The sequence below is a fragment of the Dyella solisilvae genome (assembly GCF_003351225.1).
GTDB classification, from domain to species: Bacteria; Pseudomonadota; Gammaproteobacteria; order Xanthomonadales; family Rhodanobacteraceae; genus Dyella; species Dyella solisilvae.
Genome location: NZ_QQSY01000005.1, coordinates 179971 through 195416 on the forward strand (window position 1 = coordinate 179971; position 15446 = coordinate 195416).

The following is a 15446-nucleotide window of genomic DNA, read 5'->3' on the forward strand; positions in this document are numbered from 1 at the left end:
GATATCGGCGACTTATGATGCAAGCCAACAGTCCGCAGGCTGAGCTCTAGGTGGTCGTGCCAGCTATAAGTTCAGCGGCGCTATAGAGGACACGAGGGAGCTCCGATGGCAGATGACCCCAAGGTTTCGAGGAAGGAATATTTTGCCGACCATGAGATCTCCGCGGCCTCTTCATGTGCATTCGCGCGAGAAGTGAAGGAGCGGATGGATGCCGTAACAGGCGAAATCGTTTCTCGCGACAACGTTCAGCACTTTCGACATGGAGGGGCGTGGCAGCACCCCGCCAATCCTGATGCTGTCGACGGCGGCATGAAGACACACTCTGCCCTTACTCAAACCTCCTTCGACGAGATCATCAACCATGACCTTGGCAGCATCGAGAGAGCCTTAAATCAGGTCACCGAATCCATGACACAGGGCTTCTTCGAGTCCCTGTATTCACTGGTATCAGATTCTTGTACGTCTGTGGGAAATGTGGTTTCGGCGAGAGATGGAGTGCCCGTCTGGGAGCTTTTGTATGAAGTGTTCGAAAAGATTGAGCTGAGCGTCGATCGTGACGGCGAAGTCCACATGCCTCAGCTCCATGTGGGGTCGGAGGACTTCAGCAACTTCAACGAGAAGCTCAAAGCCGCCCCTCCTGAGTTCCACCAGCGATTCCGCGAACTACAAACGAGAAAAGTAGAGGAAGCTCGAATTAGGGAGGCCAACCGCCGGTCAAAGTTCACTCGTTATGGGAACGCAGGGTGAGATCACTAATTGCCGTTGGGTGCAATACGTACGACAACCTCAATGACCTTTCAGGCGCGGAGCTTGATGCAAAGCGGGTCTACGAAGCGCTTATGACGCAAGGCGTCGGCGACTACGATGCAGTCACCTCAACACTACTACTCTCCCCGACCCTGAACGAACTCAGGGGCGTGCTCAGGAAGATTCTCCCTGCTGGGAAGCTGGACGCACTGACGTTCTATTTCGCCGGGCACGGGGACGTCCATGCCGGCAGCTTTTATATCTGCCTTAAAGACACATCACTAGACGCAATATCCCTGACTGCTTTCTCGCTCGGCGAACTCTTTCGCAATCTAAATGACTTTGTGCCCTCCCAAAGCAACATTGTCATTGACGCTTGCCGAAGTGGCGGACTCGTTTCTGACCTTGGCGTGCTGCTCAAGCCTGATCTTCTAGGAAATGCAGGCTCCCCTGGGGTGACGCTAGTGGCTACATCAGCGCAGGATCAATATGCCAGCGAAACCTCGGCAGGAGGAGTTGGCACCAATGCAATTCTCGACTGCATTGAGGGGCGCGTAGTTGTTAACGATCAGCGCCCCTTCCTCGACCTTGCCGAAATCGGCCATCGTATCCAATCCATACTGCATGACCCGGCGTCGCAGCAGCCTGTTGTATGGGGCTTGAATCTCTTTAGCAGCTCGGGCTTTTGTCGCAATCCGCGCCATGGATCAGACCCGACAGCACACCTGAAGACAGCTCTTCATGCGTGGCCGGCGACGCATGACCACGTAGTTCGCGAGCACTACAATGACCTGTGGGAGGCGTATTCGTCCGTTGACTCGAAGTGGAAGCCACGGCAATTCGCAGACACCATATCGACCGTCCTAAAGGTTCTTTCGGGACAGCCGCAAGAGTTGATTAGCTTCTTTGACAAGCTATCCAATGCGGCGATAGAGCGTGCCGAGAAGTCCACTGACGCTTTTCGGGCAACCGAAGTATCCGCGACCCTCGCCATTTGCCTACTACCATTTATTCAAGAGCCCTTGGCTCGCAACCAGATGCAGGCCCTTCTCGACCGATCAGGCTCCGCAACTCTCGCCGCCTGTCTCCAACTCCTTGACGATGTCCGGGACGACCGATATGCACTCCTTTCTAAACAGGGCGGCGGTCTTTCAGACCTTTACGTGTTGCCAGTCCGTCTTACCAAGGTGCTCGCATGGGCTGCTGCTGGGAGTTCATTCCTCTCGGATTCCGACGGCAAACTAGCGATTGATAGAGCGTTTGGCGATCTCCTGCGAGTTTTTATTGAGCTCTATACGAATTCGCTGACCCTGGTAACCGATGCGCAAGCGCCCTATATCGCGGTTCTAGCTGCTCATGCCAAAGCACTGCAACTCGATATCGAGAGCGAGCAGGTTTTCGGGCTCTTCTATAGCTCCTTGATCGAACGCCAAGGCAACCTTGCTGCGAGCGACATCCCACCCGAATCAGTTCTGAAGTATCTCGAGGCATGCCGCTCGTCGAACTTCACATCAGTAATGGATCACATTGAGCGTCCTAGCCAAACTCTCGCCGTGCTTTTCAAGTTTGCGGAACTATTCGGGCTGCAAGATGTGGTTGACGATGAGTTGTGGGAGCTGGATCGCGCTTCGTTCCTGGCATACATAACCACCGACTACAACCAATATGGTCTTCGGTCGATGGACGGAGGAAACAATTATGTTTGGACGATTGGCCAAGACTTGTGTCGCGTAGAAGAACTGGCTAATTCCTGGCCGACGGTCTCGCCGCCATCAGATGAACTTGCTGCACAGGGCGCAGTTGCTGCGTCGCTTCTCTACCCTGACAGGGTTCCCTGGTTTCTTTTCTCCGCTGCATGACCACGAATATGCTCGGATGTGCAATGGCATAAAAAAAGCCGCCCAAGAGGCGGCTTCTAGTAAATGGCGGAAGGGGTGGGATTCGAACCCACGGAGGGATTTCTCCCTCGCCGGTTTTCAAGACCGGAGCGATCGACCACTCTGCCACCCTTCCAAGGTCTTTTAGCTATCAATCAGCGCTCAATTTTCGAACCTCGTCGGAGGCTCTTGATTGACCGGTGATTGACGGAGCGCGACACTCTCTTTTAAGAAATTTAGCGCCCCGCAACCATCTGTTTTTCTTAACAATTTCCAAGTCAGCACTGAGTGATTTTTAAGCCATCTTAGTTTCAAGACTGCTGCCTTAAACCGCTCGGCCATCTCTCCGATTTGTCTCCGCGGCAGGCGCGCGTTGCGCGCCGCTACGGCAGTTTGATTCCGGGCATCCTGCCCTCCACCCCTTCGGGGCCATCGACTTCGTCGATGTTCGCTCCGGCTTCCCGCCTTCGCGTCAAGACTGCTGCCTTAAACCGCTCGGCCATCTCTCCGATTTGTTGGCGATCCAGTGCTTGAAAGGCGCTGGATTCCAGCCCCAGGCCCCCTTTTGGGGGTTCGCTGGAATGACGGGCAATGCTGAGGCATTGCGGTCTCTTGCCCGTCTCGCAGGGTCGTCATCCTATCAGGAATGGGCGTTGCCCTGCCCCTTTTTCGACAGCGCAATCATCGCCCACAGCATGATGGCGACGGGAATGGCTGCGCCGACTAGCGGGAGCAGCAGGACCGGTTGGCGGATCACCATAGGGATCAACTGGGTGGCGGCGGCGAAGCCGATCACGATGAAGCGCAGCTTGCGGCTGCGGCGGGCGAACCAAAATGCGCCGATCACCAGCACCGTCGCGATGCTGGTGAGCACCAGGTCGACGGTTGGCATCTCGAACATGCTGAGCAGCCCCAGGCGGGTCAGCAGTTCGGTGGCCAGTATGGTCAGCAGCGTGTAGCTGGCGATCAGTTCCACCTTGTCCCAACGCTGGCTGCTCATGGCGATGGGCTCAGGCGATCCGTTCGAGGCCGCGCATATAGGGGCGCAGCGCCTCCGGCACGGTGATCGAGCCGTCGTCGGTCTGGTAGTTCTCCATCACGGCGACCAACGTGCGGCCCACGGCGAGGCCGGAGCCGTTGAGGGTGTGCACCAGCTCCGGCTTGCCGGTGGCGGGGTTGCGCCAGCGGGCCTGCATGCGACGCGCCTGGAAGTCGCCGCAGTTGGAGCACGAGGAAATCTCGCGATAGGTGTTCTGGCTGGGCAGCCACACTTCCAGGTCGTAGGTCTTGATCGCGGCGAAACCCATGTCGCCGGTGCACAGCAGCACCTTGCGATACGGCAGGCCGAGCAGCTGCAGCACCTTTTCCGCGTGGCCGACCATTTCCTCGAGCTGTGCATGCGACTGCTCGGGCGTGGCGATCTGCACCATTTCGACCTTCTCGAACTGGTGCTGACGGATCATGCCGCGGGTGTCGCGGCCGTAGCTGCCGGCCTCGGCGCGGAAGCACATCGAATGCGCGGTGAGGCGCATCGGCAGCGCGTCGGCTTCGACGATGCTGTCAGCTACCAGGTTGGTCAACGCCACTTCGGCAGTGGGAATCAGGTAGCGCTTGCTGTCGCCCACGTGCGTGGAGAACAGGTCTTCCTCGAACTTCGGCAGCTGGCCGGTGCCCTGCATGGTCTCGGCGTTGACGATCAGCGGCACGTTGCATTCGAGGTAGCCGTGCTCGCCGGCCTGCAGGTTCAGCATGAACTGCGCGAGTGCACGGTGCAGCTGAGCCAATTGGCCGCGCAGCACAGTGAAGCGCGCGCCGGACAGCTTCGCGCCGGCGTCGGCGTCGAGCCAGCCGTGGCGGGCGCCAAGGTCGACATGGTCCTTCACCTCGAAATCGAACGTGCGCGGCGTACCCCAGCGCAGCTGTTCGGCGTTCTCGGTCTCGTCCTTGCCCAGCGGCACGGACTCGTGCGGGATGTTGGGGATGCCCAGCGCGACGTCAGCGAGCTTCGCCTGCACGTCGGCGAGCGCGGCCTCGTTGGCCTTGAGCTTGTCGCCGATGCCAGCGACCTCGGCCATCAGCGGGGCGACGTCCTCGCCCTTGGCCTTGGCCTGGCCGATGGCCTTGGACCTCGTATTGCGCAGGTTCTGCAGCTCCTGCGTCTCGGTGGCGAGCTGCTTGCGCTGGCTTTCCAGCGACTCGATGGAGGACACGTCGAGCGCGAAACCACGGGTTTCCTTGAGGCGGGCGGCGGTTTCGGCCAGGCGCGAGCGCAGCAGTGCGGGGTCCAGCATGATGGGTCCAGATCAGGGCATTGGAACGGGCGATTATCGCTGCGGGGCGGCGGGGGTCGCAATGTTGGGGGTTGGGAGCGCCCTGCGCGGGGCGGAGTGCAATGCCGGTTGCCGGTCTACGGGGGGCGATTAGGTGCTGCTGAGGCGCGAAAGGCGCTGAATGTCTCGCTACGCTCGCCCCTTCGGCGCCGCCCGTGCGGGCGTTCTGCGCACTTCGCACTCCGTCCTGCTTCCGAGTTTGGAAGGTCACTGGGGCCCTGGAGCCCACCTACGCGTCATCCCGGCGGAGGCCGGGATCCAGTGACCCATACGCGCGGGTCGTCGCGACAAACGGTCAGCGCGGCGCTGGATCCCGGCCTGCGCCGGGATGACGATGAGGGGTCGCAGTAGGGCTCGCTAGGTTGCGCGGCGGCGCTCACGCCCCAGCCACCAGGCCATCACGATGCCCGCCAGCAACCAGCCGATCAACTGCTCGATCAGCGCGGCCAGGATGAAGCTGGTGGGGAAGTGGTACCAGTTCCAGTACGGCACCAGGATGCTCAGCCAGGCGAACACGGCGGCGGCGAGCGCGATGCTAAGCCGGGTCATGAAGCTGAAGGGCGCCAGCGCCATCACGAAGGCCAGCGCCAGCGCGGACAAGGTGTCCGACGCCCATTGGCGCGGCAACTGCCCACTCATGTCGGTCAGGTCGCCGCCCTCCGGCAGGTAAACCATCAGGACAAACGGCGAGACCTTGGACTTGGCGGCGTAGGCTTCCCTGGCGGCCTTGTCGCTCATGCGCGCCGGGTCGATCGATGGCAACAGGAACACCCCTGGGCGCTCGCCCAGGCCCGGATGGAGGACGCTGAGCACCGTATCCTCGTTGGCCGGCTGGCGCATGCCTACGTCGCCGAGCCCCAGCGCCATATGGGAGACGGCGCCCCACAGGAACATCACGATACCGCCGAGCAGAGCTGCAACGAGTACCCGCATGACGCGCCCCTCGTGGCTGTTGGCCCAGCGAATCTATGCCCGCGCCCGGAGTCGTCGCAAGTCGGCCAAACGGTGGGCGGCTCAGGGCTTGCGCGCGGCGCCGATCGGCAAGGTCGCCACGCGATGCATCTCCGCCTCGTCCCACAGCGATGGATCGCGCAGGCAGGCCATGGCGAAGTCATGGGCGTCGTCGCCCCAGAACAGCCGCCCATCCAGCGACAGGGTCGGTACGCCGAACACGCCCTCGGCGATGGACGCGTCGAAGTTGTCGCGCAGCCGGGCCTTCACCGCGGGATCCGCCGTCGCGGCGACCGGATCGGCAATACCCAGTTGCTCCGCCACCGGCGCGAGCGCGGCGATGCTGTCGCCCGCACTCCCCTGCCCCCAGATCCATTCGAAGATGGCGTCGGTCGCCGCCACCGTGCTGCCGCCGGCGATGCACAGGCGCAGGGCGGCCAGCGGGTTGAACGGATGCGTCGGCGGAAATCGCAGCGGTGCCTGCGCCTGGCGCGCACGCCACAGCACATGGCGGTAGGTGAACTCACGCTTGCCGGGAATTTCCGCCGGCCCTTTCTGCCCATGCTGCTCGAGCACGCCAGCGAACAGGATCGGACGCAACTCCACGGGCTGCGTGGCGGCCAGCGCCTTGATCTTCGGCCACTGCAACCACGCGAACGGCGAGATGAAATCGAAGTACCAGCGGATCTGCATGGATGGTCCTCTTCAGCGCGTCATTTGCCGCGCGCCTGCCGGCGGGCCTCGCGCAAGCTCAGCAGCTTTTCACGCAGTTTTAGTTCCAGCCCACGCTCGACCGGTTCATAGAACACCGTGCCGTCCAGCGCATCGGGCAGGCACTGCTGGTCGAGCGCGATGCCACCGTCGGCATCGTGGTCGTACTGGTAGCCCTTGCCGTAGCCGAGGCCCTTCATCAGCTTGGTCGGCGCGTTGCGCAGGTGCATCGGCACTTCCAGCGTGCCGGTCTCGCGCACCACCGCACGGGCCTGGTTGTACGCCGTGTAGGCGGCATTGCTCTTGGGCGCGATGGCCAGCCAGATCGCCAGCTGCGCCAGACCCAGCTCGCCCTCGGGACTGCCGAGGCGCTCGTAGGTGTCCCAGGCGTCCAGCGCCATGCGCCAGGCGCGCGGCTCGGCCAGGCCGACGTCTTCCACCGCCATGCGAGTCATGCGGCGGGCCAGGTACAACGGATCGACGCCGCCATCGAGCATGCGACACAGCCAGTACACCGCGGCATCGGGATCGGACGAGCGCACCGATTTGTGCAGCGCCGAGATCTGGTCGTAGAACTGCTCGCCGCCCTTGTCGAAGCGGCGTGTGCGGTCGGCCAGCACCTGGGTCAGGGTGGCTTCGTCGATGCGGTGATCCTCGGCCAGCTCCGAGGCGATCTCCAGCAGGGTCAGGCCACGGCGCACGTCGCCGTCGGCGGCCTGGGCGATCAGGCGCAGCGACTCGTCGGACACCTCCAGCGCCATCGCGCCCAGCCCGCGCTCGTGATCCCGCAGTGCGCGCTGGAGCGCCACCACGATGTCATCCGGCGTGACCGCTTCCAGCACGTGCACGCGGCAGCGCGAGAGCAAGGCGGAGTTGAGTTCGAACGAGGGGTTCTCGGTGGTGGCGCCGACGAAGATGATCACGCCCCGTTCGATATGCGGCAGGAAGGCGTCCTGCTGCGCCTTGTTGAAACGGTGCACCTCGTCCACGAACAGCACGGTGCGCCGGCCCTGCGCAAAGTTCGCCTCGGCTTCGGCCAGCGCCTTGCGCACCTCGGGCAGGCCCGACAGCACGGCGGAGATCGCGCGGAAATCGGCATCGGCGTAGCGCGCCACCAACAGGGCCAGGGTGGTCTTGCCGCAACCGGGCGGGCCCCACAGCACCATCGAGTGGACGCGCCCTGCCTCCAGCGCGCGGCGCAGCGCCTTGCCGGGGGCCAGCACGCGTTGCTGGCCGACGATCTCGTCGAGGGTGCGCGGCCGCATGCGTTCGGCCAGGGGTTTAAGGTCGTCGGGCTCGGCGAACAGGCCCGGCGCGTCGTACATATCGCTGCGTGACATACCGCGCATGATAGGGCATTGGCCCGGCATGGGCCGCCTGCCGCGCCAATCGCCGGCCTCTGCCAGGAGCCCGGAGCGCGGCGCCACCCGCAACACAGCGGGCTCAGCGCTGCATCGCTCACCATCGGGGCGCCAACCACCGGCACGCCCCACGGCAAGCGTTGTCGCGTCGCCCGCGGGCCGTATCGAATGGGGGTCTTTTTCGGGCGTGCATCGGCCATCAACCCGCGGGCGCCCGGCCCGGCGTGCCGGGAAGCGCCCCGCTGCCTTTATCATGGCTCCCCACGTACAGCGCGCAGGCTGGGTGGGACGAGTGCCATGGCGACAATGCAAGCGTTCCGCCCGATGGCCCGCGCCTTGATCTCGTGGGTGGCGCACCTACGCCACAACTGGCCCCTTCTGTTCTCCCGTCACGGGCAAGACAGGCGCCGCCGCGTGGCGCTGCTTCTCGTATTGCTGCTGCCGTTTGGCGCTGCCTGCGCCGATGACCCGTGGGCCCCGTTCGACACGCCGTGGTTCGACCGCGTGGACGTCGCCGACGGCCTGCCCCACTCCATCACCACGGCGCTGGCCCAGGACGAGCGCAACCTGGTCTGGATCGGCACGCTGGGGGGCCTGGTGCGCTATGACGGCTACCGCATGCAGGTGTATACCGCTGCGGCGGGCGGCGGCCTCGGATTGCCCGATGCCTATGTGCGCTGCCTGCTCGCCCTGTCCGACGGCAGCGTCCTGGTGGGCACCAATGCGGGGGGACTGACCCGCTTCGATCCGGCCACCAACCGCTTCCGTCCCTATCCGGTCGGCAAGGGTGGCACCGTCGACCACAAGATCTACGCGTTGGCGCCTGACGGCAGCACCGGCGTGTGGATCGCCAGCGAGCGCGGGCTGGATCACCTGGATTTGCGCACCAACCAAATCACCTCGGTGGCGACCGGCGAGGGCGTCGCGCGGCGCAACTTCAGCGTGCTGCAGGACCGTGCCGGCAACCTCTGGCTGGGCAACAGCAACGGCCTGTTCGTCCGCCCTGCCGGCAGCACGACCTTCGTGCGTCCGCCTCACCCCAACGGCGAGGTGGACACCGTGCTGAGCGATGGCATCTGGGCGTTGCGCGAAGACCCTATTGGCCGTTTGTGGGTTGGCAGCACGCAATCTGGCGCCGTCTATCGCGACACCGATGGACATTGGCAACCGGTCCGCGGATTCAGCGGCTACGGCGCCGACCACGAACGGCGCGCCACTGTGCGCGATTTCCTCGAGATCAACCAGGACACCGTGTGGCTGGGCACCGACGGCAACGGCATCCTGGCCTATACGCCAGGCGACGGTGAGGCGCGCCCGATCAGGCACGACACGGCGACGCCTTCATCGCTGCCCGGCGACTCGGTGCGCGCGCTGCTGCACGATCGCGCGGGCAATGTATGGATCGCCACCGACCTTGGCGTGGCGCGCAGCACGCCCCATGCCCGCACCGCTTTCGCGCTGCTGCCCTCTTCCCATCAGGACCGCAGCATCGCCAACACCAACGTTCGCGGCATTTATGTCGACACGCGCGGGCGCATCTGGCTGGGCATGAGCGGCGGGCGCATCGATGTCATCGAGCTGGATCGTGCGCAGATCCGCCATCTGCAGCTCGACGGCGCCCAGGCCAGGCGCGACGTGCAGGCCTTTGCCGAAACGCCCGACGGCGCCATCTGGATCGGCACGCAAGGCCTCGCTCGCATCGCGCCCGGCACGTTCGACGTGCAGGAATCGATGGTCCCGGCCCTGCAGGACAAGCCCGTGCTCCATCTGCTCGCCGATGGCCCGCAATTGCTGGTGGCCACCTACGACGGCGCCTTCCGCTACGACACGCGCACCAAAGCGCTGGCCCATATCGGACACGACGCCAACGACCCCGACAGCCTGGCGAGTGACACCGTGCGCAGCATCAGGCGCATCGGCGACACCATCTGGTACCTCACCATCCGGGGCATCAGCATCGCCACCGACGCCACGCAAACACGCGGCTTCCTCAACCTGCTCAATGTGCCGGGCGATCCCCACAGCCTGCCGAGCAACATGGTGAGTGCGGTCGCTGACGACGAGCAGGGCGGCCTGTGGGTTGGTACTTACGGCGGTCTCGCCACGTTGCAGTCGCACGGCCCCGGCGAGCCTTTCCACTTCAACAACATCGGCGCGGCGCAGGGACTCAGCAGCGAGAACATCAACGCCGTGCTGACCGATGACCGGGGCAATGCCTGGGTGAGTCTGCCCAACGGCCTGTCGATGATCGACGGCACGACCCACGCGGTGCATAACCTGGGCAGCCGGGATGGGCTGCACGTCTCCAGCTATATCTACGCCGCGGCCGCCGTCGCACCGGGCGGCGAGCTGCTGTTTGGCGGCCTAGGCGGGCTCACCGTGGTGCGCCCCGACTGGCATCCGCCGGAGACGCCGGATGTGCCCCTCGCCATCACCTACGCCGCGGTCAACGGACTGTCCTTGCCGTTCGGCCGCCTGCCGCGCGCCAACGAAACGCTCAAGATCAGCCCGCGCAATCGCAGCCTGCGTGTGGACTTCGCCTTGCTCGACTTCCAGCCGGCCACCGAAACCAGCTACAGCTACCGCCTGGAGGGCCTCGACGACGATTGGATCGACGTGCCCCGCGGCGGCCCGCCCACCGCCATCTACACCAACCTTCCGCACGGCGAATACACGCTGCACCTGCGCGCACGCACGCAGGGTTTGCAGGCACGCGTGATCGAGACAGCCGTGAATGTGGCGGCCGAACCGCGCTGGTTCGAAACCGTCGCCGCGATGATCGCCGGCGGCGTGCTGCTGCTGGTCGCGTTGTTCGGCGTGATCCAGCTGCGCACGCTGTATCTGCGCCGACAGGCGCGCCAGTTGCAACAGCAGGTGGACGCGCGCACGCGCGAACTGGTCAATGCCAACCGTCGGCTGGATGAACTCGCCAGCACGGACGACCTGACCGGCGTATCCACCCGCCGCCGCTTCCTCGAGCAGGCAGAGCTGGTACGCCAGCACGCCCGCGAAGCCAACGCCTGCATCGCCCTGCTCGACCTGGATCACTTCAAGCAGATCAACGACACCCATGGCCACATGGCCGGCGACATCGTGCTGCGTGCCGCCAGCACCGTCGTGCTTGGCCAGTGCGGCGACGACGACCTGGTCGGCCGTTATGGCGGCGAAGAGTTCGTGCTGTGCCTGCCGGACTGCACGCTCGATCAGGGCATGGCCATGGCCGAGCTCATTCGCCAGGCCCTCGCCGACTCGCCCGTGCCGTACGAGCAAACCGTCATCCCCATGACCGCCAGCATCGGCGTGGCCGCCTGGCATGAAGGCGAAACGCTGGCGCAATGGCTCTGCCGCGCCGACAGCGCGCTGTACCAGGCGAAACGCTCGGGGCGCAACCGCTGCGTGGCGGCCGATTGAACGTGCGTCCGCTCAGCCGAAGTGGCGGTGGCGGTAGATGGTGTAGCCCAGTCCAACCACGCCAGTCAGGGCGGCAGGGACCAGCAGCACGCGTTCCTGCAGCACCATGAAGCCCGCCGCCCCGGCCGCGGCTCCCGCGATGAAGCTGCTGATCACCAGCAGACAGACCTGGATGCGCAGGCGGTCCACCTCGAGGCCATGCAGGCGCTGACCGAGATAGATGCCCAGGTCGGTGAACATGCCGGACACATGGGTGGTGCGAAACGTGGCGCCGCTATAAGTGCTGACCATGGCGTTCTGCAAACCGCACGCCGCCGAAGCCAGATAGAGTCCTATATCGCTGCCGCGATGGATCAGTGGCGTGGCGGCGAACAGCAGCAGCGACCCCAGCATCAGCACCACGCCATAGCTGCGTCCGAGCTGCAGCGTGCGCTGCTGCACGATGTAGCCGCTGACTACGGCGCCGGCAAGAAACGACGCGATGGCGCCCGCCCAGTGGATGATCTCGCCCAGGTCAAGCTGCGCCAGCGCAATACCCAGTTCCGTGCTGGTGCCCGTCAGGTGAGTGATCGGCTGGTGACGGAAACACAGGTATCCGACCGTGTTGATGGTGCCGGCGATGAACGCCAGCAGGCCACCACCGATCCATGCCCAGCGCGGAAGCTGACGCAGCACGGGTTTCGGTCAGTTCTTGATCGGCTGGGTCTGGATCACCGGCAGGTCGCCGATGACATCGGCGCCCGGCGGCGGCACGAAGTTGAAGGTGGCCGCCGGGATGTCGACATTGCGCTGCCAGCCAGAGAAGCGGATGTCGGTGACGGCGCCGAGCTGGTCACGAAACTCCATGCGGGCCAGGCCATTGGCGTCGAAGCCGAGGTCCGCGTAATCGAACTGCGGATCCTTGGCCTTGGAGGTCAGGCGCATCCACACCAGGCCGTCGTGCTCGCCCTGCTCGGCGACGTTGAAGTCCTTGTCCATCTGCTTGACGTCGGTGAGCACGGTCAGCGGGCTGTGCGACTCCTCGCTGCTCTGCACGCGCACGGTGACCTGCTCCAGGTCCGGGTCGTACAGCCACACGCGACTGCCGTCCGCGACGATGGTCTGCTTCGACGGCGCCAGCGTCTCCCAGCGGAACTGGCGCGGCGCTTCCAACGCCAACGTGCCGGTGCTGGGCTTGCCCGGGTTGCCGTTGGCGTCCTTGATGGTCTGGGAGAACTTGCCGGTCAGCGAGTGCAGGCCGGTGGTGAAGGCGTCGAGCCGGGCGCGCGCCGGACCGCTGGCCGCCTGGGCGAGGCTGCCCACGGAGAGCGCGACGGCGGTGGTGGCGAGGAGGAGAAAGCGTTTCATGGGTGCCTTGGGTGGTTAGGCGATTGATGAAGTTTAGGCGATGGCGGAATTGTGGTGCGGTGAGGCTTAACCGCGCGGCTTCATCGGCTCGTCATCCCGGCGAAAGCCGGGATCCAGTGACTTTAAGTCCGGCTTCCCAAGGCGCCAAAGTCACTGGATCCCAGCTTTCGCTGGGATGACGGTGAGGAGAAGTCCGGCGGTGCGCATACCCGACCTCAATTCTTCGGCGGTGGCGGCGCCAGCACCTCGCGGTTGCCGTTGTGCTGGGGCGCGCTGACCACGCCGTCCTGCTCCATCTGTTCGATCAGGCGCGCGGCGCGGTTGTAGCCGATGCGCAGGTGGCGCTGCACGCCGGAGATCGAGGCGCGACGCGTCTCGGTGACGATGCGCACGGCCTTGTCGTACAGCTGCGCGTCGGCGTCGCCGCCCTCCTCGCCTTCCTGCGGCAGGCCGGAGTCGTTGATGAACTTGCCGTCGCTGGTGGCCTGCACCTCTTCCAGCACGCCCTCGATGTACTGCGGGGCACCCTGCGACCTGAGCCAGTTCACGACGCCGTGCACCTCGTGATCGTCCACGAAGGCGCCGTGCACGCGCTCAGGGGTGGCGGTGCCGGGCGGCAGGTAGAGCATGTCGCCGTGGCCGAGCAGCGCCTCGGCGCCGGACTGGTCCAGAATGGTGCGCGAGTCGATCTTGCTCGACACCTGGAAGGCGATACGGGTGGGGATGTTGGCCTTGATCAGGCCGGTGATCACGTCCACCGAAGGGCGTTGCGTGGCGAGCACCAGGTGCACGCCGGCGGCGCGCGCCTTCTGCGCCAGGCGGGCGATCAGTTCCTCGACCTTCTTGCCGACGATCATCATCATGTCGGCGAACTCGTCGATGATGATCACGATGTACGGCAGCGGCTCCAGCGGCTCGGCCGCCAGGTTCGGCATCTCCGGGTTCGGGCGGAACAGCGGATCCAGCAGCGGCTGGCCGGCGTTCTCGGCGTCCTTCACCTTCTTGTTGAAGCCGGCCAGGTTGCGCACACCCACCGCGGCCATCAGCTTGTAGCGACGTTCCATCTCGGCCACACACCAGCGCAGCGCGTTGGCGGCTTCCTTCATGTCGGTGACGACCGGCGCCAACAGATGCGGGATGCCCTCGTAGACCGAAAGCTCCAGCATCTTCGGGTCGATCATGATCATGCGCACGTCCTTGGCGCTAGCCTTGTACAGCAGGCTCAGCACCATGGCGTTCACCGCGACCGACTTGCCCGAGCCGGTGGTGCCGGCCACCAGCAGGTGGGGCATCTTGGCCAGATCGGCGACCACCGGGCGACCCGCGATGTCCTTGCCCAACGCGAGAGCCAGCGGCGACTTCATCGCGTCGTAGCGGTCCGAGCGCAGGATCTCCGAGAGATAGACGATCTGCTTCTTCGCGTTGGGGATCTCCAGGCCGATCACGTTCTTGCCCGGGATCACGTCGACCACGCGCACGCTGACCACCGACAGGCCGCGCGCGATGTCCTTGTCCAGGCTCGACACCTGCGAGCCGCGCACGCCGGCGGCGGGCTCCAGCTCGAAGCGGGTGATGACCGGGCCCGGATAGACGCCGACCACCTTGGCCTCGATGCGGAAATCCTTGAGCTTGAGCTCGACCTGGCGCGACAGCACTTCCAGCGTTTCTTCCGAATAGCCGGGGCCCTGCTCCGGCGCCTCGTCCAGCAGCGACAGCGGTGGCAGCTCGCCCGGCGCAGAGGCGCCGGTGAACAACGGGATCTGCGTTTCGAGCTTGGCGCGCTCGCTCTTGACCACTGGGGTCGGCGCCACCTCGATGCGCACCGGTTCGCGCTTGGCCTGCTTGACCGCTTCGGTCTTCTTGACCACTTCGCGCTCGGCGCGGGCCTGGCGGGCGGCGATCACTTCCGGCGCCTCACGCAGTTTGCCGCCGAACCAGCCGGCCAGGCGCAACACGCCCTGCCCGGTCACGTCCATCACGCGGAACCAGGACAGACCGGTGGCCAGCGTCACGGCCACGAGGAACAGCGCCAGCAGCAACAGCGGCGCGCCCTTGTCGCCCAGTCCGTGCAACAGGCCACGGCCCACCCACATGCCGATGATGCCGCCCACGCCCTGGGGCAGCACCGGCTCATCATGGAAATTGAGATAGAGCAGCGCCGGCGCCGTGATGAAGAAGAACACCGAGCCGATCAGGCGCAGCGACGGTTCCCACGGCTGCACAGTGCGCTCGCCACGATGGCGAAGCACTTGCATGCCGAGGATCAACAGCAGCACCGGGAAGAAGTAGGAGACCAGGCCGAAGATGTAGCGCAGCACGTTGGCGATGTTCGCCCCCACCGCGCCGCCGAAATTGCGAGCGTGGTCGGCATTGCCGGCGTGGCCCCAGCTCGGGTCCTGGTCGTTGTAGCTGAACAGGCAGACCAGCAGATACAGGGCCAACGGCAGCAGCAACAGGGCGCCGGCTTCGCGCAAGCGGCGCTTCAGCTCTTCGCTGAGGCCCTCGCGCGGCTTTTCCTTTTTGACGTTCGCGCTACGCGCCACCGTGGTCCTTTTCCCTTGTCTCGTGCTTGGCGCCAGCCACCCTCAGGGTGACCGCCCCGTGTTACACCCGTCGTGCCGGCAGGCAGACCATAGAGCATGCCCTTGAGCGCTGGATGAACCAGCCCGCCGTGTCGACGCCGATGTCCCCACGCAACCGGCCCGCCCCGG

Annotated in this window: 11 protein-coding genes and 1 tRNA gene; 3 read left to right on the top strand and 9 right to left on the bottom strand. The window is 64.9% G+C overall.

Features of this window, described 5'->3' with window-relative positions:
- The first annotated feature begins 105 nt into the window (after positions 1 to 105).
- Entirely contained in the window at positions 106 to 747 is a 642-nt protein-coding gene (locus DVT68_RS16980; RefSeq protein WP_114826292.1) for a hypothetical protein, read from the top strand.
- The gene (locus DVT68_RS16985; protein WP_114826293.1) at positions 744 to 2606 is read left to right on the top strand and encodes a caspase family protein; all 1863 of its coding nucleotides are present in this window, start codon (positions 744 to 746) and stop codon (positions 2604 to 2606) included. The genes DVT68_RS16980 and DVT68_RS16985 overlap by 4 nt, the downstream gene beginning before the upstream one ends.
- Before the next feature lie 64 nt (positions 2607 to 2670).
- Here the strand turns inward: DVT68_RS16985 and DVT68_RS16990 are convergent.
- From DVT68_RS16990 to DVT68_RS17015, 6 genes are all read right to left on the bottom strand, one after another.
- A tRNA-Ser gene (locus DVT68_RS16990) sits at positions 2671 to 2760 on the bottom strand.
- Positions 2761 to 3264: 504 nt separating this feature from the next.
- On the bottom strand, positions 3265 to 3624 hold the full coding sequence (locus tag DVT68_RS16995) for an LrgA (RefSeq protein WP_114826295.1): 360 nt from the start codon (positions 3622 to 3624) through the stop codon (positions 3265 to 3267).
- A 10-nt stretch (positions 3625 to 3634) separates the two neighbouring features.
- A complete protein-coding gene (gene serS, locus DVT68_RS17000; RefSeq protein WP_114826296.1) occupies positions 3635 to 4915 on the bottom strand; it encodes a serine--tRNA ligase in 1281 nt (426 codons plus the stop codon).
- Between the two features lie 396 nt (positions 4916 to 5311).
- Entirely contained in the window at positions 5312 to 5887 is a 576-nt protein-coding gene (locus tag DVT68_RS17005) for a hypothetical protein (RefSeq protein WP_114826298.1), read from the bottom strand.
- An 81-nt stretch (positions 5888 to 5968) separates the two neighbouring features.
- Positions 5969 to 6598, bottom strand: a complete 630-nt coding sequence (locus tag DVT68_RS17010) for a 2-hydroxychromene-2-carboxylate isomerase (protein WP_114826300.1) — start codon at positions 6596 to 6598, stop codon at positions 5969 to 5971.
- A gap of 20 nt (positions 6599 to 6618) precedes the next feature.
- On the bottom strand, positions 6619 to 7965 hold the full coding sequence (locus DVT68_RS17015) for a replication-associated recombination protein A (RefSeq protein ID WP_425477526.1): 1347 nt from the start codon (positions 7963 to 7965) through the stop codon (positions 6619 to 6621).
- A 426-nt stretch (positions 7966 to 8391) separates the two neighbouring features.
- On the opposite strand from DVT68_RS17015, the gene DVT68_RS17020 reads away from it, so the two are divergent.
- The gene (locus DVT68_RS17020; protein WP_233523531.1) at positions 8392 to 11388 is read left to right on the top strand and encodes a ligand-binding sensor domain-containing diguanylate cyclase; all 2997 of its coding nucleotides are present in this window, start codon (positions 8392 to 8394) and stop codon (positions 11386 to 11388) included.
- Positions 11389 to 11400: 12 nt separating this feature from the next.
- Here DVT68_RS17020 and DVT68_RS17025 read toward each other — a convergent pair whose 3' ends face one another.
- The 3 genes from DVT68_RS17025 to DVT68_RS17035 form a co-directional block, all read right to left on the bottom strand.
- Entirely contained in the window at positions 11401 to 12063 is a 663-nt protein-coding gene (locus DVT68_RS17025; RefSeq protein ID WP_114826303.1) for a YoaK family protein, read from the bottom strand.
- 9 nt (positions 12064 to 12072) lie between these two features.
- On the bottom strand, positions 12073 to 12735 hold the full coding sequence (lolA, locus tag DVT68_RS17030; protein ID WP_114826305.1) for an outer membrane lipoprotein periplasmic chaperone LolA: 663 nt from the start codon (positions 12733 to 12735) through the stop codon (positions 12073 to 12075).
- 215 nt (positions 12736 to 12950) lie between these two features.
- Positions 12951 to 15278: a DNA translocase FtsK gene (locus DVT68_RS17035; protein WP_114826307.1), complete on the bottom strand. Its 2328-nt coding sequence runs from the start codon at positions 15276 to 15278 to the stop codon at positions 12951 to 12953.
- Positions 15279 to 15446 lie beyond the last annotated feature (168 nt).